Consider the following 24,263-nt stretch of genomic DNA (forward strand, 5'->3'; position numbering starts at 1 on the left):
CATTTTCGGTCCCTGAGCTCGTCTCGGGGTCCGGGAGGGGCGAGGATCTTCGGATCCTCGCCCCTTCTGCGTGTGTGGGGGTGCGTCGTGCGCGTCGGGGAGGAGTTCTCGCCCTCTGCAGGATCGCTTCCTGCATCCGCTCCTGCAAAGCGAGAGTTCTCCTGCGCTATCGGCGGCCGCTGGTCTCAGCGAGCGCAACTCACGTGCCCCATGTCGGATGCTTCACGCCGCGCTGCCCTGATGCTCCCCCTGCAACGGCCCTGACCCCCTCCCCCTGCAACGGCCCTGACTCCCTCCCCTGCAACGGAGGAGATCTCGGGCTTGAGGGCCCGCAGAGGAAGAATTGCTCCTGCGCAAGAAGAGTTCTCCTCCCGCGGAGCGCTTCTGCACAGCTGGCACAGAGCTCGGCTCAGTCCACAGCATCCGTCATCTGGGTGCCGAAAGCTGGTCGGGGCGTCGGAGGATCGACGGATGGATGCTCTCGCCGAACTCTCCCGCCGCGGAGGAATCGCCCGAACCGCCACGCTGAACGCCGCAGGCGTGAGTGCCCATTCGCTGCGCCGCGCGCGAGAGCGCGGCGACGTGCGCACGATCCGTCGTGGATGGGTTGCTCTTCCGGATGCCGACCCGCGCGTCGTCGGAGCGATCGAACGCGGTGTGATCCTGGGGTGCGTCACCGCGGCCGAGCACCAGGGGCTGTGGGTGCCCGATGTCGGTGCGCTGCACGTCGTCGCGCCGAGGCATGCGGGGCGCGTCGTCGTGCCGTCCCGCGTGGTCGTGCACTGGTCGAGACCCGTGGTTCCGCGGTCGCCCGACACGACCGTCGACGATCTCGTGAACTCGCTCGCCGTGGTCGCACAGTGCCAACCGTTCGAGACGGCTCTGGTCATCTGGGAATCCGCGATGAACAAGGGGCTCGTCGATGCGGCGCGGCTGCGCGGCCTCGATCTCCCGGCCGCCGCGCGCGCAGTGCTCGAGCAGGCTCGGCCATATGCCGACTCGGGGCTCGAGACGATCTTCCTTTACCGGCTGCGGTGGATGTGCCTGCCGATGATCCCCCAGGTGTGGATCATCGATCGGCCGGTCGATCTGTTGATCGGCGAACGCCTGGTCGTGCAGATCGACGGGGGCACGCATGTCGGGCCGCAGCGCGCTCGCGACATCGCCCATGACGCTCAGTTGGTGCTTCGCGGGTACACGGTGCTGCGGTTCGGGTATGAGCAGGTGATGGAGCGCTGGTCCGAGGTTCAAGCGGTCATCATGGAGGCGGTCGCGCAGGGGAAGCACCGTGCCTGACGCCATCGGTGGTCGCGTAGCCTGCGCGCAACGGAGGAGATCTCGCCTTCTGCAAGACGAGAATCAGAATCCTGTCCTGTAGAACGCGAGATCTCCTCCGTTCGTGCGGGTGCGGGAGGGGCCCAACGGGGTGCGGAGCCGCACCCCTCACGCCACGGATGCCTCGGCGTGCTGCACCGCCCAGGCGAGGGCGTGGTCGGCGATCTGCTCCCAGCCGTCCTGGCTGACGAGGCGGTGGGTGCGTCCGGGGTACTCGATGTAGTCGACGATCGCGGGGCTGCCCGAGGCGCGGTACTTCTTCTCGATCGCCCGCACGATGGCCGGCGGCACGACGTGGTCGATCTCGCCGGCGATCAGCAGCAGCGGAGCACGGTCGGCGCGGGCGTAGTCGACGTGCGTGACGCCGCCCTTCTCGTTGAGCACCGAGGTCACGCCCTCGAAGAACACCCGGTTGTACGAGTTGACGGCGTACTCCTCCCACAGGGCGTCGGATGCCGCGCGCGACAGGTCGTTGCCGAAGGTGAAGTGGAAGTGGCGCTTCGAGAGGGGCTTGGCGCCGTTGCGTCCGAAGGGGTTGGAGAGGATCGGGGTACCGGTCCAGAGGGTCGAGAGGGGGAGGGCGGTGACGCCGGCGGTCTGTCCGGGAGCGACCCCCACGTAGGCGGCGCCGAGGCCGCGGTCGGCGAGCATCTGCGTGAGCACGCCGCCGAAGGAGTGGCCCATGATGATCGGCTTGACGGGGAGTGCGCGGATGATGCGCTCATAGTTGTCGGCGATCTGCTTCAGGCCGATGCCCTTGAGGGCCGAGGGGTCGCGGCGGATGTCGTCGACGGTGCGGTCGTCGATGCCGGGCCATCCGGGAACGATGACCTCGTGGCCCTGTGCGCGGAAGCGCTCGGCCCACGTGTCCCAGCTTTTCGGGGTCATCCAGAGTCCGTGGATGAGGACGATGGGGGTCTTGTCGGTGCTGTTCATGATCTTCTCCTGTGTTCGGTCCTGCGGGGTGGAAGTGCGTTACGCTGATAGTAGACCGAACGTTCTATCTACCGCAAGGTATTCCCGAGAATCGAGAAATCGCCGAACGGATGCCACGATGAGGGGAGGACCCACCATGAGCACCGACACCACGAAGCGCCCGAGCCCCGCCCGCGCACGCCTGATCGAGGCCGCCACGCGCCTCTTCTACGAGGAGGGCATCCACGCGGTCGGCGTCGACCGCGTGATCGCTGAGGCCGAGGTCACGCGCGCCACGCTGTACAAGCAGTTCGGCGGCAAGGAGAACCTCGTGCTCGCCTACCTCGAGAACGAGGATCGGATGCTGCGCGACATGTTCGCCGAGGCGGGATCCGCCGTCATCGACCCCACGCGGTTCATCGACGCCGTCATCGACGGCATCGTCGCCGACATCCGCCTGCGGCACACCCGCGGCTGCCCGTTCATCAACGCCGCAGCCGAGTACCCCGACGGCGAGGGACCCGTACGCGCGATGATCGACGAGCACCGCGAGTGGTTCCGGAGCACGCTCGAACAGGTCGCCGGAGCGGCCGGTCTCGAGCGGCCGGCCGAGGTCGCGGCCTCGCTCGTGCTGCTCCGCGACGCCGCTCTGGTCGGCGGATACCTCGACGGAGACGACCGCGTATCGCCCGCTTTCGAGCGCACGGCGCAGGCCGTGATCGCGGCGCACCGGCCCTGAAAAGGGTCGGGACACGCCCGAAAACCTGTGACTGGAGTGACAAAAGTCGTGCAACACGCCCAATAAATGACCAAAACCCGCGAAATGACGCGGAAATGGGGGTGGTCATTGATACATTCAAGGCGGTCACTCGACCAGGGGCATCCGCCCCGATCCACACAACGATGCGACGAGATCCTCGTCGCTGGAGGATGACATGGCTGACAAGTCCATCACCAAGACCGAGCTCGTCGCGAGCATCGCCAGCGCCACCGGCCAGAGCCAGGCCACCGTCTCGGGTGTCCTCGACGCGCTGTTCTCCACGGTCTCCGACGCCGTTGCCAAGGGCAGCAAGGTCTCGATCCCGGGCTGGATCTCGTTCGAGCAGGTCGACACCGCCGCTCGCACCGGCCGCAACCCGCAGACCGGCGCCGAGATCAAGATCCCGGCCGGCAAGCGCGTCAAGGTGACCGCTGGTTCCAAGCTGAAGGCAGCCGTCAAGTAAGACGCTTCCTGTCGAAGGCCGCCGCCCCTCGGGGTGGCGGCCTTCTGCGTCCCCGGCAGAGAGCCTGCAGCATCCAGCGCCACGTCAGCCGGCACGGATGCCGCGGCTTAGGCTGGAGGGGTGAACACCCGCGCCGCGACGACCCGATCGAGCGCGTCGGCCTACCGCCTCGCCGGCATCGGAATCCTCGCCGTCGCCGCGATCGTCGGCGTCGTCGCCGCGCTGATCGTCGGCGGGGGAGCGGCACCCCTGCTGCTGCAGGATCCCGGCCCCTTCGTCATGTGGGCGACCCCGATCGTCAAGCTCACGATGAACGTCGCGGCCGCCGCGATGCTCGGCTCGCTCGTGCTCGCCCTGTTCGCCCTCAAGAGCGGTGAGAAGCCGTTCGACACGGCCCTCAACATCGCCTCGATCGGTGCGGCGGTCTTCACGATCTCGGCGGGGTTCACCGCGTTCCTCACGTTCATGGCCGCGTTCAACCCGCAGCTCAGCATCGAGCGCGAGTTCGGCGCACAGCTCGGCCGCTACCTGCTCGAGACGGCCCTGGGTCAGTCGTGGTTGATCACGACCATCTTCGGCTCCGTGATCACGGTGCTCGCCTTCGCCTGGCGCACCTGGACGCCGACGCTCATCACGGCGCTCCTGGCCGCGGCATCCTTCCTCCCCCTCGCCACGCAGGGGCACTCGGGCGATCTCGCCGGCCACACGGTCGCGGTCAACTCGATCCTGCTGCACACGATCGGCGCCGCGGTGTGGCTCGGCGGTCTGCTGCTGATCGTGCTGCTGCGCGGACGCGACGGTGTCGACGGTGCGCAGCTCGTGCGACGCTACTCGTCGCTCGCGATCGCCGCGTTCTTCGTCGTCGCGATCTCGGGGGTCGCCCGCTCGGTCGTCGCCCTCGGCGACTGGAGCCAGCTCGCGACGCCGTACGGCGCGATCCTGCTCGCCAAGGTCGTGCTCCTGGGTGGTATGGGCCTGCTCGGCGCCTGGTACCGCGCGCGTCTGATCCCGAAGCTCGACGGCCCCCGGGCATCCGCCTGGTTCTGGATGCTGGTGCTCTGCGAGGTCGCCCTCATGGGGCTCGCCTCGGGTGCTGCCGCGGCCCTCGCCCGCACGCCCCCGCCGACCGGTGAGGAGGCCGCGTTCGCGCAGACCCCCGCCGAGGTGCTGACCCGCTCGAACGTGCCGCCGGAGTTCACCCTCGACCGCTGGTTCACGTCATGGGACCTCGACATCCTGTGGCTCGTCGCCGCCGGGTTCGGGCTCTTCCTCTACATCGCCGGCGTCATCCGTCTGCAGCGGCGCGGCGATCGCTGGCCGATCCACCGCACCGTCTTCTGGGTGCTCGGGATGCTGCTGCTCGTCTGGGTCACCTGCGGCCCGATCAACGCGTACCAGGAGTACCTGTTCAGCGTGCACATGCTCGGGCACATGATGCTGTCGATGGCGATCCCGCTGCTGCTGGTGTCGGGTGCCCCGGTGACGCTCGCGCTGCGCGCGATCCACAAGCGCGACGACGGCACGCGCGGCGGCCGCGAATGGATCCTCTGGGCGGTGCACTCGCCGTTCTCGAAGGTGGTCACGCATCCGTTCGTCGCGGCGGGCATCTTCATCCTGTCGCTGTGGGCGTTCTACTTCACCGACCTCGTGCGCTGGTCGATGTTCGAGCACCTCGGGCACGAGTGGATGGTCATCCACTTCCTCATCTCGGGCTACCTCTTCGTGTTGACGCTCATCGGCGAGGACCCCATTCCGTACCGCCTGCCGTATCCGGGCCGGCTCATCACCCTGATCGCCATCATGGCCATGCACGCGTTCTTCGGCGTCGCGATCATGATGCAGGAGGGCCTCATGGTCGCCGACTGGTTCGGCTCGATGGGCCGCACCTGGGGACCCGACCCGATGGACGATCAGTACATCGGCGGCGGTGTGGCCTGGTCGATCGGCGAGATCCCCACGCTCATCCTCGCCATCACCGTCGCGATCCAGTGGAGCCGCAGCGACAGCAAGCTGCAGAAGCGCCGCGACCGCCACGCCGACCGCACCGGAGACGCGGAGCTCGAGGAGTACAACGCCAAGCTCGCCCGCATCGCCGAGCGCGACCGTCAGAACGCCGAGGCCGGGCGCAGCTGAGCCGGAGCCACCCGCCGGCTAGCCGGCCGGGGCGTCCTCGGGCGAGCCGACGCGGATCGAGGCCGTGCCGTCGGCGAGGATCACGATCGTCCCGTTGACCTGGAACGGCACGTCCTCCGACACCGTCTGGATCGACCCGTCGAACAGGGAACGGATCTCGACCTCGACGTGGGCCACGGCATCCGTCGGCGGAATCTGCCACTGCGAACCGTCGGGCTCGACGGTCACCGTCGGCTGCGTGACGATCGACCACGCGGGCAGCGTGGCGATGCGGTTCTTGACCTCCATGCCGAAGGGGCAGGCGGTCGGCTGCAGCACCTCCTGCGAGGTGCAACTCGTCAGATACTCCTCGACGCGCTCCTGCACGACCGAGAGGAACTCCTCGGTGGGCGTCGTCTGCACGTCGAGCGGGGTGGTGGCGAGAGGCGTGTCGGCGAGCACGCCGATGCCCGACGACTCCGAGATGGCGGTGTCGACCGTCACCGCGTACAGGCCCGGGGTGAAGACGAGCAGCGGCAACGGGTCGAGGGGAGCGGCATCCATCCCTGCGGCCGAGACCTGCCGTCGGTCGACCGCGAAGCCGTTGACCGAGAACTGGTCGGCGCCGCGGAGCGTGAGATCGACGACGGCGAGCGGGCTGTCGTCGAACCGCCAGCGCGGGGCCACGCCCTCCCAGCCGTCCTGGGTGACGGTGAACGTCGTCTTTCCGGGGTGACCGGAGGCCGAGTAGGCGACGGTCACCGCGAAGCCGTCGTCGACGGCCTTCTCGGACTCGATGCGCACGTCGGTGAGCGGAGCGAGCGCCGCATGGCGCAGCAGGGCCTCGGATGCCGTGGGCGAGAGTCCCGCGTCATCCAGGGTCTCGCGGTCGACGGCGACGCCCGGAACGCGCAGTGCGTCGGCGGCGCGGCCGGAGGACAGCAGGTCGAGGTAGCGGGTGACGAACGCGGACGGACTGTAGTAGTCCTTGTAGAGCACGGCTCCGCCGGCGCCGAGGGCCGCGACCAGGACGATGCCGACGAGTGCGAGGATCGTGAGATCGACCCCCACGCGCGCGCGCTTGCGCGCCGAAGACTCCACCCCGTCCATGGGGTCAGTCTAGGGAAGCGTCCTGGGACGAAGCCGAGCGCCGACACCTCGCGTCGCGCGGCGAGCCGTAGCATGGTGGGGCGCCCGCATCCGTCCGTCTTCCTCTGCGAGAACCGTGTCCCTTCCTGCCCTGTCCGAAGAACAGCACGAGCTCTTCCGACTCATCGAGGACACGAACGAGCACGTCTTCATCACCGGGCGCGCGGGCACCGGCAAGTCGACGCTGCTGCAGTACTTCGCCTGGAACACCAAGAAGCAGATCGCGATCTGCGCGCCGACCGGCGTCGCGGCCCTGAACGTCGAGGGGCAGACGATCCACTCGCTGTTCCGGCTGCCGATCGGCCTCATCGCCGACGGCGACATCGATCAGAACGACGCGACCCGGCGCATCCTCAATGCGATCGAGACGCTCGTCATCGACGAGATCTCGATGGTCAACGCCGACCTCATGGATGCCATCGATCGTTCGCTGCGTCAGGCGCGCGGGCGTCGGGGCGAGCCGTTCGGCGGGGTGCAGGTCGTGATGTTCGGCGACCCGTATCAGCTGGCGCCCGTGCCGCCCCGCGGCGACGAGGCCCGCTACGTCAAGGACCACTACCGCTCGTTCTGGTTCTTCGATGCGCACGTGTGGGCCGGCACCGGCGGCGGCGAAGGCTCCTCCGACCAGGACGGTCTGTTCGCCGTCGACACCCGCGCCGCGCTGCACGTGCGAGAACTCGTGCAGATCCACCGGCAATCCGACGACGGCTTCAAGGCGATGCTGAACGCCGTGCGCTACGGGCGGGTCACCGCCGAGATCGCGGGCGTGCTCAACACGCAGGGCGCGCGCACCCCTCCCGACCCCGAGCCGGGGGAGATTCCGATGATCACCCTCGCCACCCGCAACGACATCGTGAACGGCATCAACAGCCGCCACCTCGCGGCTCTCCCGGGTAAGGAGCAGACCGCGCGGGCGGAGGTCAGCGGTGACTTCGGCCGCGGCGAGGCGTCGCTGCCGGCGGAGTCGGAGCTCAAGCTCAAGGTCGGCGCGCAGGTCATGTTCTTGCGCAACGACACCGCCATGTCGGGGGAGCCCCCGCGGTGGGTCAACGGCACGATCGGCACGGTACTGCGCATTCTCGGCGGTGCGGTGCGCGTTGACATCGACGGCGAGGAGGTCGACGTCGAGCCGGCGGTCTGGGAGCGTTTCCGGTACGCCTACGACCAGAACACCAAGAAGCTCAGCCGTGATGTGGTGGCCGAGTTCACGCAGTTCCCGCTGCGGCTGGCGTGGGCGGTCACGATCCACAAGTCGCAGGGCAAGACCTACGATCGCGCCGTGATCGACCTCGGATCCGGGGCGTTCGCCCCCGGACAGACGTACGTCGCCCTGAGTCGCCTCACCTCGCTCGACGGCCTGTACCTGTCGCGCGCGCTGCGCCCGAGCGACATCCGCGTCGACGAGGACGTGCGGCGGTTCATGCGCGACGCCTGGATCGCGCGTTCGACGCCCGAGCTCCCGAAGGCCTGACCCTTCGTCTCGCTGCGCTCGCTCAGGGACCGGTTCCGAAAGAGACCCGGTTCCGGAGCGAGGAGCGCAGCGACGAGACGAAGGGCGCCCCAAGGACCTACGCCGCGGCGCGGGCCCGGTCGAGGTCTTCGAAGAGCTCGGTGTTGAAGCGGTAGGCGAGCAGCACCTCGTCGATGACGCGCTCGCGCTCGGCCTCGTCCCACGGGGCGGCGTCGAGCTGCTCGCGGTAGACGTCCTTGAAGGCCGCCGGGTCGGCGATGTCATCGAAGAGGTAGAACCCGATGCCGTTGGTCTCGAAGCCGAAGCGGCGCGCCATCACGCGGCCGATGAAGATGCCGCCCGAGAGGTCGCCGAGATAGCGGGTGTAGTGGTGGGCGACGAATCCGCCGGCCCAGGTCGCGCCGACCTGGTTGATGCGCTCGACGTAGCGCTGCGTGGTGGGCAGCGGCACGATCTGCGTACGCCAGTCGGCGCCGAGCAGGAACTCGAGGTCGGCCTCGAGCGCGGGCAGGCGCGTGAGCTTGTCGCTGATGAAGACGGTGGCCACGGGGTCCTGGCGCATGCGGTCGCCGGCACCTTCGAGCGCCTCGTAGATGAAGTAGTGCTGGGCGACGAGCGAGATGTAGTCCTCGCGGGAGCCTTCGCCCTTCAGGAGGTCGGACATGAAGCCGGCGGTCTCGCTGCGGGAGTGCGATCCGGACGAGCGCTCGCGCAGGGCGGCGGAGAAGGAGAGGATCTCGGGCATGCCTTCAGTGTAAGGGCAGCCTTACCTTTGGCGAAACCCTGTGACGACCCCGGATCAGGCGTGCGGACGGGGCTCGATGCCCAGCCTTTCGCAGGCCGCGTCGTAGAGCGCGACGATCTCCCGACGAACCTCGGGACGCTCGGTGATCGATCCGCCCGGCCACGCCACGACGAGCTCCGTGGTCTCGCCGGCACGGGTGACCTGCCAGGTGCCGCCGTCGCCGTCGAACGCGGTCATGACGGCATCCGTCACCTCGGCATCCGATGCCGTCGAGAACGCACGGGCGATGAGCAGGTTGTCGTCGGTGTGGTCGTCGTTCATGTGGTGCAGGACGGCGGCGGTCACGGCGTCATCGAAGATGTGGGGCACCAGATCACCATAGAACGTCGGCGGATGCCGAGGGCTCGATGTCGTCTTTCAGGCTCGGCGCTCTAGAATCGGGAGACACATCTCCGGGGGTTTCCTACATGCAGCTTCTCTCGTCGCGCCGCTGGCGCGCCGCCGCGGCCAGTGCGGTCGTGCTCGGACTCGTCCTCACCGGATGCACCTCCGAAGACAGCTTCACCTACGAGCCTCCGGCGCAGGTCGACGGCGCTCTGCCCGACGACATGACCGCGCAGATGCAGGAAGCCGTCGACAACGCGATCCGCGCGTCGGGCTCGTCGGCCGCGATCGTCGGGGTCTGGGCCCCGTGGAGCGGCCAGTGGGTGACGGGCGTCGGCTCGCAGGAGCCCGGTGGTGAGACTCCGGTCGATGTCGACATGTCGTTCCGCATCGCCGATGTCACGCGCCTCATGACGTGCGATGTGCTCTACGCGCTCGCCGACGAGGGCACCGTCGACCTCGACGGCGCCGTTCCCGACTACGTGTCGGGCGTGCCCGACCTCGAGGACGTCACCCTCCTCGACCTCTGCAACGGCACCTCGGGCCTCGGATCGTCGGAGGAGAAGATCAAGGCGGAGTGGCTGAAGACCCCCGACCGCGTGTGGGCTCCGCTCGAGCTGGCCGGCTTCGGCCTCGCCGCTCCGCGCACTCCCGTGGCGACGACGTACCGCGACTCCGACGCCGGGTACCTGCTGCTCGGCCTCGCGCTCGAGCGCGCCTCCGGGATGTCGGCGTCGCAGTTGATCGCCGAGTACGTGACCGAGCCGCTCGGCCTCGCGAACACGTCGCTCCCGCCCTCGACCTCCGCGACGCCGTCGACCGGCGACGTGCTCCAGGGCCACTACCTGAACCCGGTCGAGGGCGGCTTCGCGTGCAGCGCCCCCGTCGACATCACGAAGATGTCGTCGAGCTCGGGGTTCACCGATTCGGGTGCCGTCTCGACGATCGCCGACCTCGGTCGCTATGCGCAGGCCGAAGCCCGTCAGGTGCTGCGCACGAAGGAGGAGCCCGACCGCTTCGCCGCGCCGCTCCCCGCGTTCGACGGTGCGGAGTCCTGGTACCAGGCCACGGGCGGCGCGTTCCTGGTCGGTTCGATGGTCGGTCAGCACGGGTGGGCGCCCGGTTACGCGACCGCCGCGTACTCCGACCCGGCGAGCGGATTCACCGTCGCCGTGGTGCTGAACAACTCGACCGCGGGGGCGGGTATCGCGCAGTCCCTGGCCTGGGAGCTCGCGGCCATCGGCTCGAAGGCTCCGGCCGCCGACGGCCAGACCGCTCCCGATTTCGGTCTGCCGTTCACCGCCGAGCAGTATCGCGAAGCGGTCAACGCGGCAGCACTGCCGTGCGTAGAGCCGCCCGTCGAGTGATCTGAGCCCGAGAGCCGAGGCTACTCGCCGTCGGCTTCCGGCATCCCCGGGCCGGCGCCGGGTCGAACCTCGGCGTCGTCGCGGATGTCGATGCGCGTCGTGCCGTCGTGCTCGCTCACGTCGATGCGGGGAGCGGCATCCGCTTCGGTCGACCCGGGGGCCGACGTGAGCTGGTCGTGACGGTTCGCTTCGAAGTCCTCGCCGTCGTTCGCGCCGTCGTTCGCGGTGTCATTCTGCGTGCTCATGGGTGTTCTCCTCGGTGGGGTGGTGGGTGGTCGTGTCGGCGCGTCGTCGCGCGAGGCGGGTGAGCAGGAAGAGCACGGCTCCGACGGCCAGCAGGATGGCGCCGAACAGCCAGACCTCGGGGCTCTGCTGCGTGAAGAGCAGGATGCACGACAGGATGCCGAGCACGGGGACGAACGTCCACACCCGGAAGTGCGGATGGTCGACCTTGTCGCGACGCAGCACCAGCACCGAGACGTTGGCGCTGAGGAACACGATCAGCAGGAGGAGCACGACCGTCGCGGCAAGCGTCTCGAGGTCGCCGACGAGGGTGAGGCCCATCGCGACCAGCGTGGTGACGAGGATCGCGACCCATGGCGTCTTGCGCTTCGGCAGCACACGCGAGAGCACGTCCGGCAGCAGCTTCTGCTCGGACATGCCGTAGGTCAGGCGACTGACCATGATCATCGTGAGCAGTGCGCCGTTGGCGACGGCGATGAGGGCGATGAGGCTGAACAGCCAGGAGGGAATGCTGGCCCCGGCGGCCTCGACGACCGCGAGCAGGGGGCCGGAGGACTCCTGCAGCTCGGAGGCCGGCAGGGCGATCGAGCTCGCGAGACCGACCAGCACGTAGACGACGCCGGCGGTGAGGAGCGAGGCGAACAGTGCGCGCGGGTACGTGCGGCTCGGGTTCTTGACCTCTTCGATCATGTTCGCGGAGGTCTCGAAGCCGACGAAGGAGTAGTACGCGATCACGGCGCCGGCGAGCACGGCGAGTGCCGCGGGGGTGCCCTCGGGCGTCTCGACGACGCGGGAGGCATCGCCCCCGCCGCCGAAGAAGAACACCGAGACGACGGCGATCACGATGACCAGACCGCTGAGCTCGACGGCGGTCATGACCAGGTTCGCTCCGAGGGATTCTCGGATGCCGCGGGCGTTGAGAAGCGCGACGACGGCGAGGAAGGCGATCGCCACGGGTGTCGTCGGCAGGTCGATGAAGGTGCCGAGGTAGTCGCCGGCGAACGCGATCGAGAGGCCGGCGGCGCTCACGACACCGGCGGCGAGCATGCTGAAGCCGACGAGGAACGAGACGACCGGACTGCGGAACGCCCGCTCGGCGAAGACCGCGGCGCCACCGGCGCGCGGGTACTTCGTGACGAGTTCGGCGTACGACCCTGCGGTGAGCAGCGCGAGCAGGAGCGCCACGAGCAGCGGTGCCCACAGCATCCCGCCGACCTTCTCGGACAGCACGCCCATGAGCGCGTAGATGCCGGCACCGAGGACATCGCCCAGGATGAAGGCGAACAGGAGTGGACCGGTGATCGCCCGCCGCAGTCGCGTCGGGGCTTCGGCCGCAGGGGCCTTTTCGGTTGTCATCCTCGGAACACTAGGGGCGCGGCAGCCGTCCGACGACGGGGTTGACAGGGTGAAATTCGTTCAGCGACTTCTCAGGAATGCCGCGCGTCGGGCGACACGCCCGGGGGAAGTGCCGATAGTTTTCAGCCGGCGGTCCGGGGGGATCGCGCACCACCAGACTCGAGAAACGGGATCTCCATGACCGGTACGGCACGCAAGGCGGTCGCAGAAGCGCTCGCCACCTTCCTCTTCGTTCTCAGCATCATCGGCGCGGTGAACAGCGGCAGCGCGCTGACCCCGCTCGCGATCGGCTTCGCGCTCGCCGTGCTGATCTTCGCGACCGGGCACATCTCCGGTGCCCACCTCAACCCGGCCGTCACGGTCGGTGTCTTCGTGCGCGGCGGCCTCAGCGTCGCCGACCTGATCGCCTACATCGTCGCCCAGGCCATCGGTGGCGTGCTGGCCGCGCTCGTCAGTGCCGTCTGGTGGGCGCCCGAGAAGGAGGCCATGGTCGTGCAGGTCGGCCCGGCGTTCCTCGTCGAAGCGATCTTCACGTTCTTCCTCGTCTACGTCGTGCTGAACGTGGCCACGGCCAAGGGAACCGCGGGCAACTCGTTCTACGGCCTCGCGATCGGTGGCGTGGTGTTCGTCGGTGCGACGACGGTCGGCTCGATCTCGGGCGGCGGCTTCAACCCGGCGGTCGCGCTCGGCCTCTCGGTCAGCGGTCACTTCGCCTGGAGCTCGCTGTGGCTCTACATCGTCGCTCCGATCGTCGGCGGCGCCCTCGCGGCCCTCGCGTTCCGTCTGCTCAACAGCGACGACGTGAAGAAGATCGCCGCGGCCGAGTAACTCGGGGCGGGCCCTTCGACAGGCTCAGAGACCCGTTTCACTCTGGGGCGCTGAGCCTGTCGACGCGTCCCTGCTTGTCAAAAGCATCCGCCTCACGGGGGATGCGGCGGGCGGATGCCGCGGCATACCGTGAGGGCATGCTGATCGTCGAGGAACTCCACCTGCTGCTGCTCCGGCCGGATGGCCGGGTCGAGTCGAGCGTGAGCACCAATCGCCTGTTCGGTGAGGTCGCGGCCGTGATCGTCGACCTCGTGCTGCATCATCGCGTGACCGTGGGGGAGGGCAAGAACCCCGCGATCGCGATCGTCTCCGCCGAGCCGACCGGTCATCCGGTTCTGGATGCCGCGCTCTCCCGTCTCGCGCCGGTGAACGGCAAGAGGCTGCAGTCGCTCGTGATGCGGTCGAAGCTCGATCCTCTCGATGAGGTCGTCGAATCCCTGGTCGCGCAGGGGATTCTGGCGCGCGGCGAGCGGGGCTTCTTCGGGTGGGGCGCCGAGCGCACTCCCGAGTCCGATCCCGGTCCCGAGACACTGCTGCGTTCGCGTCTCGCCGCGGTGATCGCGGGAACGCTCGCGCCGACCCAGGCCGATCTCGCGCTGCTCGCCATCCTGCAGGGGATGAATGCGGCGCATCCGCTGCTGCGCGACGAGGTGGGCCCGATCTCGTCGGGTCGACTCAAGAAGCGCATCGAGCAGCTCACCGAGGGCAGCCCGACGGGCGATGCCGTGTCGCGCGCGGTCACCATGGTCATCTCGGCCGCGATGATGGCCGCGATGACCCCGGTCTTCGTCGCGACGATCACCTGACCCCGCCCGCGGGTCAGCGCAGGACGGATGCCGCCTGCCGGGCCATGCCGACCGCGACGTACTCCGCCGCTTCGGGCACCTCGACCGGCAGCCCGAACACCAGCGGCGCGATCTCCCGCACGGCACGGGACTGAGCGCCGCCGCCGACGAGCAGCACCCGATCGAGAGGGATGCCGAGCTCACGGAGCGCGTCGAGACCGAAGCGCAGCCCGCCCAGCATCCCCTCGACCGCGGCGCGCGCCAGGTTCTCGCGCGTCGTCGAGGCGAGCGTCATGGCGTTCAGGCTCGCGGTCGCCTCGGGCAGGTTGGGGGAGCGCTCGCCCTCGAAGTACGGCACGAGTTCGAGCCCGCCCGCTCCGGGCGACGCCTCCAGCGCGAGGGTGCTCAATCCGTCGTGGTCCACGTCGAGCAGGCGCGCGATCACGTCGAGCACGCGTGCGGCGTTGAGGGTGCAGACGAGGGGCAGGTAGCCGTCGGCGGCATCCGCGAAGCCCGCCACGATCCCGCTCGGATCGGCGACGCCCCGGTCGGTCACCGCGAAGATCGTTCCCGAGGTGCCGATCGACACCACCACGTCGCCGGTCCGGGCACCGACGCCCAGGGCGACGGCGGCGTTGTCGCCGGCACCGGGCGCGACGCGCCGGCCCGCGGCATCCGTCACCGATTCGTGGGCGCCGAGCACCCGCGGCAGCACGGCGTCGTGGCCGAGCGCGGCGACGACAAGTTCGCGGTCGTACTCCCCGGTGCGGGGATTCCAGTAACCGGTGCCCGAGGCATCCGATCGGTCGGTCACCAGCTCGCCGAGGTCGGGCCGCTTGGGTCCGAAACCGCGCAGTCGCCAGGTGAGCCAGTCGTGCGGCAGCGCGACGGCGGCGACGCGGGCGGCGTTGTCGGGTTCGTGATCGCGCAGCCAGCGCAGTTTCGTGATCGTGAACGACGCCACCGGTACGAGGCCGGTGCGATCGGCGAGGACGGATGCCCCGAACTCGCCGATCAGATCGTCGGCCGCCTGCGCGGAACGGGTGTCGTTCCACAGCAGCGCATCGCGGATGACGCGGCCCTCGGCGTCGAGCGCGACCATGCCGTGCTGCTGACCGCCGATGGCCCACGCCTCGATGTCGTCGAGGCCCCCAGCATCCGCGATCGCCTGCTGGAGCGCGACCCACCACGCCTCGGGATCGACCGACGTGCCGTCGGGGTGAGCGGCGCGGCCGGAGCGCACGATGGCACCCGTCACGGAGTCGACGACGACCACCTTGCAGGACTGGGTCGAGGAGTCGACCCCGAGGACGAGTGCCATCGCCGGACTCAGCGGGCGCCGAGCAGGTGCTCGGTGGCGAGCTGCTGCAGACGCACGAAGCCGAATCCCTTGCCGCCGAGGTACGCGTTCGCGTCGAAGTCCTCGTAGGCCGCGCGGTCGGCGAGCAGGTCGTCGTAGCTCTCGCCCTCGTTCAGAGTGGGCGTCGAGAGTTCGGCGACCTTCGCGGCGGCGAGTGCCTCCTGCACCTCGGGGTCGGCGCGGAAGGCCGCCGCGCGCTCCTTGAGCAGCAGGTAGGTACGCATGTTGGCGGCGGCGCTGTCCCAGACCCCGGTCTCGTCCTCGGTGCGCGACGGCTTGTAGTCGAAGTGGCGGGGGCCGTCGTAGGCCGGAACCCCGCCGGGGCCGCCGTTCTCGAGCAGATCGACGAGCGAGAACGCGTTGTGCAGGTCGCCGTGACCGAACACGAGGTCCTGGTCGTACTTGATGCCGCGCTGACCGTTGAGGTCGATGTGGAAGAGCTTGCCGTGGTACAGCGCCTGGGCGATGCCGGCGGTGAAGTTGAGGCCCGCCATCTGCTCGTGCCCGACCTCGGGGTTGACGCCCACGAGCTCGGGGCGCTCGAGGGAGTCGATGAACGCGATCGCGTGGCCGAGCGTCGGCAGCAGGATGTCGCCGCGGGGCTCGTTGGGCTTGGGCTCGATCGCGAAGCGGATGTCGTAGCCCTTGTCGGTGACGTAGTCGCCGAGCAGGTTGACGGCCTCGCGATAACGCTCGAGAGCTGCGCGCACGTCCTTCGCCGAGTCGTACTCGGCGCCCTCGCGGCCACCCCACATCACGAAGGTCTTGGCTCCGAGCTCGGCGGCGAGGTCGAGGTTGCGCAGCACCTTGCGCAGCGCGAAGCGGCGCACCTGGCGGTCGTTCGAGGTGAAGCCGCCGTCCTTGAAGACGGGAGCGCTGAAGAGGTTGGTGGTCACCATCGGCACCACGACACCCGTGTCGGCGAGCGCACCCTTCAGGCGGTCGATCTGGGTCTGGCGCTCGGCATCCGTCGATCCGAAGGCGAACAGGTCGTCGTCGTGGAAGGTGAGGCCGTAGGCGCCGAGCTCCGACAGCTTCTCGACGGCGTGCACGACGTCGAGCGCCGGGCGGGTGGGGCCGCCGAACGGGTCGGTGCCGTTGTAGCCGATGGTCCAGAGTCCGAACGAGAACTTGTCGGCGCGGGTGGGGGTGGGCATGATCGCTCCTCTGCGAGTGCTGCGGTGGTCTGCGGGGCCGGGGCGGATGCCGCGGCGCAATAAGTTGTGATTCACAACATAACCGATGACAGGCCGCATCCGCACCCCTAAAGTGGGAACGTGCCCCGTGACCTGACCACCCCGCGCTCCCGCGAAGCGAACCTCGCGCGGATCCTGTCGATCGTCCATCACGACGGGGCCCAGTCGCGATCGGCCCTCACCGAGGCCACCGGGCTCAACCGCTCCACGATCGCCGCCCTCGTCTTCGAACTCGCCGCCGCGGGACTCGTCGACGAGCGCCCGCCGGAATCCTCGTCGCGCGCCGGCCGCCCCTCGCCGGTGGTCGCGCCCTCGGCATCCGTCGTCGCGATCAGCGTGCACCCCGAGGTCGACGCGGTCGAGATCGCCGCCGTCGCCCTCGACCGCCGCATCGTCGTGCGCGAGCGCATCGTCAACACGGCCACCCCGACCGTCGCCGAGGTCGCCGCGCTCGTCGCCGCCCGGTTGGCGCACTGGCAGACGGATGCTCTGCTGCACAGCACCGTGATCGGCATCGGCGTCGCCGTGCCCGGGCTCGTGCGCACCGCCGACGGCGTCGTGCGCAACGCCCCGCACCTCGCCTGGACCGATGAACCTCTCGCCGCGCGGATCGAGGGGCTCACCGGCATCCGTACCGCCGTCGACAACGATGCGACCCTCGGGGCGCTCGCCGAGCACCTCTTCGGCGCCGGCCGCGACATCGACGAACTCGTCTACCTCAACGGCGGCGCCTCGGGCATCGGCGGCGGGCTCGTGATCCACGGGCGGGCCGCGACCGGGGCGAACGGCTACGCGGGGGAGTTCGGTCACAACCGTCCTCGCATCGACGACGACGCCGACCGACGTACGTCCGACGGCGTGCTCGAAGAAGAGGTGAACCGGCGGCATCTGCTGGCTCTCCTCGGCCTCGACGATGCCGACGACGCCGCGCTCGCCGCAGCGCTCGACGAAGCAGCCCTCCCCGCTGCCGAGGCCGAGGTCGCTCGGCAGGCCCGGGTGCTCGGCAGCGCTCTCGCCAACGCGGTGAACGTGCTGAACCCCGCAGTCGTCGTGCTGGGCGGATTCCTCGCGCTGCTCGACGACGCCGAGCACGACACCCTCGCGGCCGAGGTCTCGCGGCTCGCGATGAGCGAGAGTGCCGAGATCGTCGAGCTGCGCACCGCGGCCCTCGGCTCGGACCGGCTGCTCGTCGGCGCGGCCGAACTCGCGTTCCGCCCGCTGTGGACCGACCCCCTCGCCGTCGTCGCGGGGTAAGGCGCCTCCTCCGGTACTGGGGCCTCGCCCGAAACGGGGTTCCTGAGCCTGTCGAAGGGCCCCGCCCCGGTTCATCACTCCGGAGAATCGCTGCCGATTCGCCCGAACGGCCCGATTCCGCCCCGATCCGCCCCGATTCTCCGGAGTCGTGCCCGCCGGGGCCCGGCCCCAACTCAGGACAAACTGCGGATTCGGGCCCCAAACCGGGGCTTTCGGATGCGTTTCGGCCCGATCGTCCTGAGTTAGGGACGGGATGCCGCGCCGCCTAGACTCCTCGACGTGGTGGACAACAGTGGGCGGGCGGTCGGAGTGCGCGATGTCGCCGCGCTCGCCGGAGTGTCTCGGCAGACCGTCTCGCGCGTGCTGAACGCGCATCCGGATGTCGCCGACGCCACACGCGAGCGGGTCGAGAAGGCGATGGGTGAGCTCGGCTATCGCATGAACAACGCCGCCCGCGCCCTGGGCACGCGCCGGTCGCGCACGCTCGGGATCCTCGCCTCCGACGCCCTGCAGTTCGGACCCTCGCGCAGCATCGCGGCGATCGAGGCATCCGCCCGCGCCGCCGGGTACTGGGTGAGCGCGGCCTTCGCGGATGCCGATGACGCGGCGTCGGTGTCGGCCGCGGTCGATCACCTCGTCGCCCAGGGGGTCGAGGGGATCCTCGTCGTCGCCCCCCACGCCCGCACGTTGCGGATGCTCGACACCGTCACGGTCGGGGTTCCGATCGTGACCCTGCACTCGGCCGGCCACGATGCGCGCGGGGTCGGCGTCGACCAGGTCGCCGGTGCGCGGTTGGCGGTGGGGGCGCTGGCGGATGCCGGGCACACTCGCATCGCCCACCTCGCCGGACCCGCCGACTGGCTCGAGGCGGAGTCCCGTGCCGAGGGGTTCGCGGCCGAGCTCGCAGCCCGGGGGCTGGAGTCCGTGCTCACCGTGGTCGGTGACTGGACCGCGCGCGCCGGGTTCGAGGCGGCGCAGGCGCTGCGCGACGCCGGAGCCACGGCGGTGTTCGCCGCGAACGACCAGATGGCGCTCGGGCTGATCGGCGCGCTGCACGCCGCAGGTGTCGCGGTGCCGGGGGAGATCAGCGTCGTCGGCTTCGACGATCTGCCGGAGGCGGCGTACGCCTGGCCGCGGTTGACGACGGTGCGGCAGGACTTCGACGAGCTCGCACGGCGGGCGGTCGCGTCGGTGATCGCCGGGGGCGCTGCGGCATCCGCGGAGTCGATCGTGCCCGAACTCGTGGTGCGCGACTCGATCGCGGCCCCGTCGGTCTGAGGCGTTTCTCGGGGACCCGGCGCGCGTGGCGGGAGGAGATCACGCGCAATGCAGGAGCGGATGCCGCAAGCGGTCCTCCGTTGCGTGAGATCTCCTCCCGAAGGTGCGGCCGCCCGGCCGCTTGACCCCGCCACCGACCCGGCCGTAGGCTCTCCGTGACACGAACTGTGACCGGTCACAGTCGAAACCACGACGAGGTGCCATGAGCGACGACGCCCCCCGATACGCCCCCGACATCCAGGCGGCGATCGACCGCACCCGCGCCGATGTCGCCCGCCTGCACGGCGAACTCGTGCGCAACGGCCTGGTCGTCTGGACCGGTGGCAACGTCTCGGGTCGTGTGCCCGGAGCCGACCTGTTCGTGATCAAGCCCTCGGGCGTGAGCTACGACGATCTCACGCCCGAGAACATGATCCTCTGCGATCTCGACGGCACCGCGATCCCCGGCGCCCCCGGCAGCGAGCGGAGCCCCTCGAGCGACACCGCGGCGCACGCCTACGTCTACCGCCACATGCCCGAGGTCGGCGGGGTCGTGCACACGCACTCCACGTTCGCGGTCGCCTGGGCGGCGCGCGGTGAGGAGATCCCCTGCGTCATCACGGCGATGGCCGACGAGTTCGGCGGCCCGATCCCGGTCGGCCCGTTCGCGATCATCGGCGACGACTCGATCGGTCGCGGCATCGTCGAGACGCTCAGCGGTCACCGCAGCCGTGCGGTGCTGATGCAGAACCACGGGCCGTTCACGATCGGCGTCGACGCGAAGGATGCCGTGAAGGCCGCGGTCATGGTCGAAGACGTCGCCCGCACCGTGCACTACGCCCGCGAGGCCGGCCCGGTGATCCCCCTCCCGCCGGAGGCGATCGACCGTCTGTTCGACCGGTACCAGAACGTGTACGGCCAGAGTGCGGACGCCCGCCGATGACCCTTCGTCGGAGCTCGGGGACCAACGCCGAGATCATCGCGCGCAACCGCACCGCCCTCGGCATCGAGCTCGGATCGACCCGCATCAAGGCCTGCCTGATCGACGCCGACACCGCCGAGGTGCTGGCGACCGGGTCGCACACGTGGGAGAACAGCTTCATCGACGGCCGCTGGACCTATCCGCTCGAGGAGGTGTGGTCGGGGCTGCAGGAGGCGTACGCCGCACTGGTCGACGACGCGCAGGAGCGCCACGGCATCCGCCCCTCCTCGTTCGGGGCGATCGGTATATCGGCGATGATGCACGGCTACCTCGCCTTCGACGCCGACGGCACTCTGCTCGTGCCCTTCCGCACCTGGCGCAACACGAGCACGGGCGAGGCCTCGGCCGAGCTCACCGAGGTTCTGGGCGTGAACATCCCTCAGCGATGGTCGGTCGCGCACCTGCACCAGGCCGCGCTCGACGGCGAATCCCACGTCGCCGACGTCGCGTCGATCACCACCCTCGCGGGCTACGTGCACGAGCGCCTGACCGGTCGTACCGTGCTCGGAGTGGGGGATGCCTCGGGCATGTTCCCGATCGATTCCGCCACGATCGACTACGACGAGCGCCTGCTCCAGGCCTATCGCGACCACACCGGTCGCGACCTCCGCCCGCTGCTCCCGGCCGTGCTCCCGGCGGGGGCGGATGCCGGCGCCCTCACCCCCAAGGGGGCCGCGCTTCTCGACCCGACCGGCGCGCTCCAGCCCGGTATTCCGCTCTGCCCGCCGGAGGGCGACGCGGGCACCGGCATGGTGGCGACGAACTCGGTCGCCCCGCTCACCGGCAACGTCAGCGCGGGCACGAGCATCTTCGCGATGGTGGTGCTCGAGAAGCCGCTGCCCACCGTGCACGAAGAGCTCGACCTCGTCACGACGCCCGCCGGCGCGACGGTCGCGATGGTGCACTGCAACAACGGTGCGAGCGAGCTCGGCGCCTGGGCGGCGCTGTTCCACCGGTTCACGGTCGCGAACGGGCAGTTCGTCGACGAGGATCAGGTCTTCGCCACCCTGTTCGCCGAGGCCCTGCAGGGCGATCCGGATGCCGGTGGCCTGCTCGCCTACAACCATCTCGCCGGCGAGCCCGTGGTCGGACTCGACCAGGGCCGCCCGCTCTTCGTGCGCACCCCGGATGCCGCGTTCACCCTCGCGAACGTGATGCGCGCGCAGATCTACGGCGTCTTCGGCACGCTCGCCCTCGGCATGCGGATCCTCGCCGACGACGGCGTGCGGATCGAGCGGATGTTCGCCCACGGCGGCCTGTTCCGCACGGCGGGTGTGGCCCAGCGTTTCCTCGCCGCGGCCCTCGACACCCCGGTCGACGTCGGCGATCTCGCCGCCGAGGGCGGAGCGTGGGGCATCGCGGTGCTCGCCGCGTACCTCGATCAGGCCGACCGACCGCTCGCCGCCTATCTCGACGAGACCGTCTTCGCCGGGGCATCCGTCGTCACCGCCGAACCCGACCCGACCGACGTCGCCGGGTTCGCCGACTACCTCGACCGCTACCGCGCGGGCCTCGCCATCGAGGCCGCCGCCATCACCGCCCTGCCCACGCAGGGAACCAGCCAGGACCCCCGCCCGGACCTCAAGAAGGACGCCTCATGACCCGCACCCCGCTGACCACGTCGCTCGACGGCTACGAGGTCTGGTTCCTCACCGGCAGCCAGCACCTCTACGGCCCGGAGACCCTCGCTCAGGTCGCCGCCCAGTCGCACGAGATCGCCGGCATCCTCGACGCGGCCGACGACGTGCCGGTGCGCATCGTCTGGAAGCCGGTGCTCACCGACTCCGAGGCGATCCGCCGCATCGCCCTCGACGCGAACGCCGACGACCGCGTGATCGGCGTCGTCGCCTGGATGCACACGTTCAGCCCGGCGAAGATGTGGATCACCGGCCTCGACAGCCTGCGCAAGCCGCTCGCGCACCTGCACACGCAGCACAACGTGGCGCTGCCGTGGAACGAGATCGACTTCGACTTCATGAACCTCAACCAGGCCGCGCACGGCGACCGCGAGTTCGGGTACATCCAGACGCGCCTCGGCGTCCCGCGCAAGACGATCGTCGGTCACGCGAGCGACCCGCGCGTGCGCGCCGAGCTCGCGAGCTGGCAGCGCGCGGCGGCCGGCCTCGCGGCGGCGCGGTCGCTGAAGCTGGCCCGGTTCGGCGACAACATGCGTTTCGTCGCGGTCACCGAGGGCGACAAGACCGAGGCCGAGCTTCGATTCGGCGTGCAGGTCAACACCTGGGGCGTGAACGACCTGGCGGATGCCGTCGCCGCCGCCTCGGATGCCGAGATCGACGCTCTCGTCGCCGAGTATGAAGAGCTCTACGCCGTGGCGCCCGAGCTGCGTCGCGGGGGAGAGCGCCACCAGTCCTTGCGCGACGGGGCGGCGATCGAGATCGGTCTGCGCTCGTTCCTCGAGGAGGGCGGGTTCGGGGCGTTCACGACCTCGTTCGAAGACCTCGGTGCGCTGAAGCAGCTGCCGGGTCTCGCGGTGCAGCGCCTGATGGCCGAGGGCTACGGCTTCGGCGCCGAGGGCGACTGGAAGACCGCGCTGCTCGTGCGCGTCGCCAACGTGATGGGTGCGGGTCTGCCCGGTGGCGCGAGCCTGATGGAGGACTACACCTACGACATGACCCCGGGCGAGGAGGTGATCCTCGGGGCGCACATGCTCGAGGTCTCGCCGTCGCTGTCGTCGCAGCAGCCGACGCTCGAGGTGCATCCGCTGGGGATCGGCGGCAAGGACGACCCGGTGCGCCTCGTGTTCACGGCCGACCCGGGCCCGGCGGTCGTGGTGGCGCTGTCGGACATGCGCGATCGGTTCCGCCTCACGGCCAACGTCGTCGAGAACGTGGAGCCGACCGCGGCGCTGCCGAAGCTCCCCGTCGGCCGTGCCGTCTGGAAGCCGCAGCCCGACTTCCCGACCAGCGCCGCCGCCTGGCTCACCGCCGGAGCCGCGCACCACACCGTGATGTCGACGGCCGTGGGCATCGAGGCGTTCCGCGACTTCGCCGAGATGGCGGAGGTCGAACTGCTCGTGATCGACGACACGACCCGCCTGCCCGAGTTCCAGCAGCAGGTGCGCTGGAACCAGGCCTACCACCGCCTCGCCCAGGGCCTGTGACCCGCCCGCACAAGTAACGTGGATCCAATGACCACCACCCCCCGTTCCGGCCGCCAGTTCACGATCTTCTCCGACGGCTACGAGGCGACGATCGCGAGCGTCGGCGCCTCCCTGCGCGCGTTGACCTTCCAGGGTCGCGATCTGGTCGTTCCCTTCGACGCGGATGCCGTGCGCCCCGCCTACCGCGGAGCGACCCTCGCCCCGTGGCCGAACCGCGTCGTCGACGGCATCTACTCGTTCGGCGGTGTCGACCACCAGCTCGCGCTGACCGAACCCGCGCGCGGACACGCCCTGCACGGGCTGCTCGCCTGGGCCGAGTGGGACGCGGTGGCGACGGCATCCGATCGGGTGACGCTCGAGGCGACGATCCCCGCGCAGGACGGCTATCCGTTCCGCGTGACGGTGCAGACCGAGTACGCGGTCGGCATCGACGGACTCACCCAGACGGTGACCGCGACGAACGTCGACGACGTGCCCGCGCCGTGGGGCACGGGACCGCACCCGTACCTGTGGGCGGGCGACGGCGGGGTGGATGCCTGGACGCTGAGCCTGCCGGCATCCGAGGTGCTGCTCGTGACCGAGGATCGCCTGAGCCCGGTGCGCGTCGAGGCCGTCGAGCTGGTGCCCGAGTTCGATTTCCGTGAGGAGCGACTGATCGGTGAGACGTTCATCGACCACGCGTTCACGTCTCTCGAGCGGCATCCGTCGGGCGTCGCCGCGGTGACGGTGCTCGCGGCCGACGGCCACGGCGTCGCGATCACGTTCGACGAGCGCTGCCCGTGGGTGCAGGTGCACACGGCCGACACTCCGCTGCCCGAGACGAACCGGATCGGCCTCGCCGTCGAGCCGATGACGTGCCCGCCGGATGCCTTCAACTCGGGCGTCGACCTGGTGGTGCTCGAGCCCGGGGAGTCGCACGAGGCGGCCTGGCGCATCTCCGCCGTCTGACACCGCCGTCTGACACCGCCGTCTGATACCGACAGATCCGCGGGTCGATCTCGTCTTGAGAGTGCGGGCCCACCCGAGAAGGGCCCGCAACAATCGCCCTCACTTATCCACAGTTCGCCCCCGAACCGACGCTTGGTGATGCCACGCGTCGGCTCGGCGGTGTATCGTTGCCGCTCGGCGACAGCATGCTCGATCGGCTGCGCTCCCGCCCCTGCGACTCGATGAGGAAAGC

At 69.9% G+C, this 24,263-nt stretch carries 22 protein-coding genes; 14 read left to right on the forward strand and 8 right to left on the reverse strand.

All coding sequences use genetic code 11. The annotated features are described in order from the left end of the window. Positions 1-471 precede the first annotated feature (471 nt). A complete protein-coding gene (locus WFJ97_RS11050) occupies positions 472-1,296 on the forward strand; it encodes a type IV toxin-antitoxin system AbiEi family antitoxin domain-containing protein (RefSeq protein ID WP_336641513.1) in 825 nt (274 codons plus the stop codon). A gap of 147 nt (positions 1,297-1,443) precedes the next feature. Here the strand turns inward: WFJ97_RS11050 and WFJ97_RS11055 are convergent, their stop codons facing one another. Further along, positions 1,444-2,271, reverse strand: coding sequence for an alpha/beta hydrolase (locus tag WFJ97_RS11055; protein ID WP_247633565.1), 828 nt, complete (start codon positions 2,269-2,271; stop codon positions 1,444-1,446). A gap of 136 nt (positions 2,272-2,407) precedes the next feature. On the opposite strand from WFJ97_RS11055, the gene WFJ97_RS11060 reads away from it, so the two are divergent. The 3 genes from WFJ97_RS11060 (at position 2,408) to WFJ97_RS11070 (ending at position 5,606) form a co-directional block, all read left to right on the forward strand. Continuing rightward, complete coding sequence (locus WFJ97_RS11060) at positions 2,408-2,989, forward strand: TetR/AcrR family transcriptional regulator (protein ID WP_336641514.1); 582 nt, start codon at positions 2,408-2,410, stop codon at positions 2,987-2,989. 196 nt (positions 2,990-3,185) lie between these two features. Then, entirely contained in the window at positions 3,186-3,473 is a 288-nt protein-coding gene (locus WFJ97_RS11065) for an HU family DNA-binding protein (protein WP_247624225.1), read from the forward strand. A gap of 120 nt (positions 3,474-3,593) precedes the next feature. Next, the gene (locus WFJ97_RS11070) at positions 3,594-5,606 is read left to right on the forward strand and encodes a cytochrome c oxidase assembly protein (protein ID WP_336641515.1); all 2,013 of its coding nucleotides are present in this window, start codon (positions 3,594-3,596) and stop codon (positions 5,604-5,606) included. A gap of 18 nt (positions 5,607-5,624) precedes the next feature. Here WFJ97_RS11070 and WFJ97_RS11075 read toward each other — a convergent pair whose 3' ends face one another. Beyond that, entirely contained in the window at positions 5,625-6,695 is a 1,071-nt protein-coding gene (locus tag WFJ97_RS11075) for a hypothetical protein (RefSeq protein ID WP_336641516.1), read from the reverse strand. A gap of 115 nt (positions 6,696-6,810) precedes the next feature. On the opposite strand from WFJ97_RS11075, the gene WFJ97_RS11080 reads away from it, so the two are divergent. Next, the gene (locus WFJ97_RS11080; RefSeq protein WP_336641517.1) at positions 6,811-8,205 is read left to right on the forward strand and encodes an ATP-dependent DNA helicase; all 1,395 of its coding nucleotides are present in this window, start codon (positions 6,811-6,813) and stop codon (positions 8,203-8,205) included. A gap of 97 nt (positions 8,206-8,302) precedes the next feature. Here WFJ97_RS11080 and WFJ97_RS11085 read toward each other — a convergent pair whose 3' ends face one another. Both WFJ97_RS11085 and WFJ97_RS11090 read right to left on the reverse strand, forming a co-directional pair. Further along, on the reverse strand, positions 8,303-8,950 hold the full coding sequence (locus WFJ97_RS11085) for a biliverdin-producing heme oxygenase (protein WP_336641518.1): 648 nt from the start codon (positions 8,948-8,950) through the stop codon (positions 8,303-8,305). 54 nt (positions 8,951-9,004) lie between these two features. Continuing rightward, positions 9,005-9,319, reverse strand: a complete 315-nt coding sequence (locus WFJ97_RS11090; protein ID WP_247624230.1) for a DUF2470 domain-containing protein — start codon at positions 9,317-9,319, stop codon at positions 9,005-9,007. A 98-nt stretch (positions 9,320-9,417) separates the two neighbouring features. Here WFJ97_RS11090 and WFJ97_RS11095 point away from each other — a divergent pair, with 98 nt between their 5' ends. Next, entirely contained in the window at positions 9,418-10,701 is a 1,284-nt protein-coding gene (locus tag WFJ97_RS11095; protein WP_336641519.1) for a serine hydrolase domain-containing protein, read from the forward strand. Between the two features lie 20 nt (positions 10,702-10,721). On the opposite strand, the gene WFJ97_RS11100 is transcribed toward WFJ97_RS11095, so the two are convergent. Continuing rightward, a complete protein-coding gene (locus WFJ97_RS11100) occupies positions 10,722-10,946 on the reverse strand; it encodes a multidrug transporter (RefSeq protein WP_336641520.1) in 225 nt (74 codons plus the stop codon). Further along, positions 10,930-12,300 (reverse strand): APC family permease, encoded by a 1,371-nt coding sequence (locus WFJ97_RS11105; RefSeq protein WP_336641521.1) that lies wholly within the window; start codon positions 12,298-12,300, stop codon positions 10,930-10,932. Before WFJ97_RS11105 ends, WFJ97_RS11100 begins: the two co-directional genes overlap by 17 nt. Positions 12,301-12,477: 177 nt before the next feature. Here WFJ97_RS11105 and WFJ97_RS11110 point away from each other — a divergent pair, with 177 nt between their 5' ends. Together WFJ97_RS11110 and WFJ97_RS11115 are read left to right on the forward strand one after the other, a co-directional pair. Then, the gene (locus WFJ97_RS11110; RefSeq protein ID WP_247957134.1) at positions 12,478-13,128 is read left to right on the forward strand and encodes an MIP/aquaporin family protein; all 651 of its coding nucleotides are present in this window, start codon (positions 12,478-12,480) and stop codon (positions 13,126-13,128) included. A 137-nt stretch (positions 13,129-13,265) separates the two neighbouring features. Next, positions 13,266-13,934: a GOLPH3/VPS74 family protein gene (locus tag WFJ97_RS11115; protein ID WP_336641522.1), complete on the forward strand. Its 669-nt coding sequence runs from the start codon at positions 13,266-13,268 to the stop codon at positions 13,932-13,934. 13 nt (positions 13,935-13,947) lie between these two features. Here WFJ97_RS11115 and xylB read toward each other — a convergent pair whose 3' ends face one another. Together xylB and xylA are read right to left on the reverse strand one after the other, a co-directional pair. Continuing rightward, positions 13,948-15,234: a xylulokinase gene (xylB, locus tag WFJ97_RS11120; RefSeq protein WP_336641523.1), complete on the reverse strand. Its 1,287-nt coding sequence runs from the start codon at positions 15,232-15,234 to the stop codon at positions 13,948-13,950. An 8-nt stretch (positions 15,235-15,242) separates the two neighbouring features. Beyond that, positions 15,243-16,430, reverse strand: a complete 1,188-nt coding sequence (xylA, locus tag WFJ97_RS11125) for a xylose isomerase (protein ID WP_247624237.1) — start codon at positions 16,428-16,430, stop codon at positions 15,243-15,245. Positions 16,431-16,550: 120 nt separating this feature from the next. Here xylA and WFJ97_RS11130 point away from each other — a divergent pair, with 120 nt between their 5' ends. The 6 genes from WFJ97_RS11130 (at position 16,551) to WFJ97_RS11155 (ending at position 24,031) form a co-directional block, all read left to right on the forward strand. Continuing rightward, a complete protein-coding gene (locus tag WFJ97_RS11130; protein ID WP_336641524.1) occupies positions 16,551-17,723 on the forward strand; it encodes an ROK family transcriptional regulator in 1,173 nt (390 codons plus the stop codon). 279 nt (positions 17,724-18,002) lie between these two features. Next, positions 18,003-19,001 (forward strand): LacI family DNA-binding transcriptional regulator, encoded by a 999-nt coding sequence (locus WFJ97_RS11135; RefSeq protein ID WP_336641525.1) that lies wholly within the window; start codon positions 18,003-18,005, stop codon positions 18,999-19,001. Positions 19,002-19,203: 202 nt separating this feature from the next. Next, positions 19,204-19,923 (forward strand): L-ribulose-5-phosphate 4-epimerase, encoded by a 720-nt coding sequence (locus tag WFJ97_RS11140; RefSeq protein ID WP_336641526.1) that lies wholly within the window; start codon positions 19,204-19,206, stop codon positions 19,921-19,923. Next, the gene (locus WFJ97_RS11145; RefSeq protein ID WP_336641527.1) at positions 19,920-21,563 is read left to right on the forward strand and encodes a xylulokinase; all 1,644 of its coding nucleotides are present in this window, start codon (positions 19,920-19,922) and stop codon (positions 21,561-21,563) included. Before WFJ97_RS11140 ends, WFJ97_RS11145 begins: the two co-directional genes overlap by 4 nt. Continuing rightward, entirely contained in the window at positions 21,560-23,083 is a 1,524-nt protein-coding gene (araA, locus tag WFJ97_RS11150; protein ID WP_336641528.1) for an L-arabinose isomerase, read from the forward strand. The genes WFJ97_RS11145 and araA overlap by 4 nt, the downstream gene beginning before the upstream one ends. A gap of 27 nt (positions 23,084-23,110) precedes the next feature. Next, positions 23,111-24,031, forward strand: a complete 921-nt coding sequence (locus WFJ97_RS11155; RefSeq protein ID WP_336641529.1) for an aldose 1-epimerase family protein — start codon at positions 23,111-23,113, stop codon at positions 24,029-24,031. Positions 24,032-24,263 lie beyond the last annotated feature (232 nt).

This window comes from Microbacterium sp. USHLN272, assembly GCF_037149655.1.
GTDB classification, from domain to species: Bacteria; Actinomycetota; Actinomycetes; order Actinomycetales; family Microbacteriaceae; genus Microbacterium; species Microbacterium galbinum.

Coding starts and splice junctions, on each gene's coding strand:
- WFJ97_RS11050 (WP_336641513.1), top strand. CDS start 472: ATGGATGCTCTCGCCGAACTCTCCCGCCGCGGAGGAATCGCCCGAACC.
- WFJ97_RS11055 (WP_247633565.1), bottom strand. CDS start 2,271: ATGAACAGCACCGACAAGACCCCCATCGTCCTCATCCACGGACTCTGG.
- WFJ97_RS11060 (WP_336641514.1), top strand. CDS start 2,408: ATGAGCACCGACACCACGAAGCGCCCGAGCCCCGCCCGCGCACGCCTG.
- WFJ97_RS11065 (WP_247624225.1), top strand. CDS start 3,186: ATGGCTGACAAGTCCATCACCAAGACCGAGCTCGTCGCGAGCATCGCC.
- WFJ97_RS11075 (WP_336641516.1), bottom strand. CDS start 6,695: ATGGACGGGGTGGAGTCTTCGGCGCGCAAGCGCGCGCGCGTGGGGGTC.
- WFJ97_RS11085 (WP_336641518.1), bottom strand. CDS start 8,950: ATGCCCGAGATCCTCTCCTTCTCCGCCGCCCTGCGCGAGCGCTCGTCC.
- WFJ97_RS11095 (WP_336641519.1), top strand. CDS start 9,418: ATGCAGCTTCTCTCGTCGCGCCGCTGGCGCGCCGCCGCGGCCAGTGCG.
- WFJ97_RS11100 (WP_336641520.1), bottom strand. CDS start 10,946: ATGAGCACGCAGAATGACACCGCGAACGACGGCGCGAACGACGGCGAG.
- WFJ97_RS11105 (WP_336641521.1), bottom strand. CDS start 12,300: ATGACAACCGAAAAGGCCCCTGCGGCCGAAGCCCCGACGCGACTGCGG.
- WFJ97_RS11110 (WP_247957134.1), top strand. CDS start 12,478: ATGACCGGTACGGCACGCAAGGCGGTCGCAGAAGCGCTCGCCACCTTC.
- WFJ97_RS11115 (WP_336641522.1), top strand. CDS start 13,266: ATGCTGATCGTCGAGGAACTCCACCTGCTGCTGCTCCGGCCGGATGGC.
- xylB (WP_336641523.1), bottom strand. CDS start 15,234: ATGGCACTCGTCCTCGGGGTCGACTCCTCGACCCAGTCCTGCAAGGTG.
- xylA (WP_247624237.1), bottom strand. CDS start 16,430: ATGCCCACCCCCACCCGCGCCGACAAGTTCTCGTTCGGACTCTGGACC.
- WFJ97_RS11140 (WP_336641526.1), top strand. CDS start 19,204: ATGAGCGACGACGCCCCCCGATACGCCCCCGACATCCAGGCGGCGATC.
- WFJ97_RS11145 (WP_336641527.1), top strand. CDS start 19,920: ATGACCCTTCGTCGGAGCTCGGGGACCAACGCCGAGATCATCGCGCGC.
- araA (WP_336641528.1), top strand. CDS start 21,560: ATGACCCGCACCCCGCTGACCACGTCGCTCGACGGCTACGAGGTCTGG.
- WFJ97_RS11155 (WP_336641529.1), top strand. CDS start 23,111: ATGACCACCACCCCCCGTTCCGGCCGCCAGTTCACGATCTTCTCCGAC.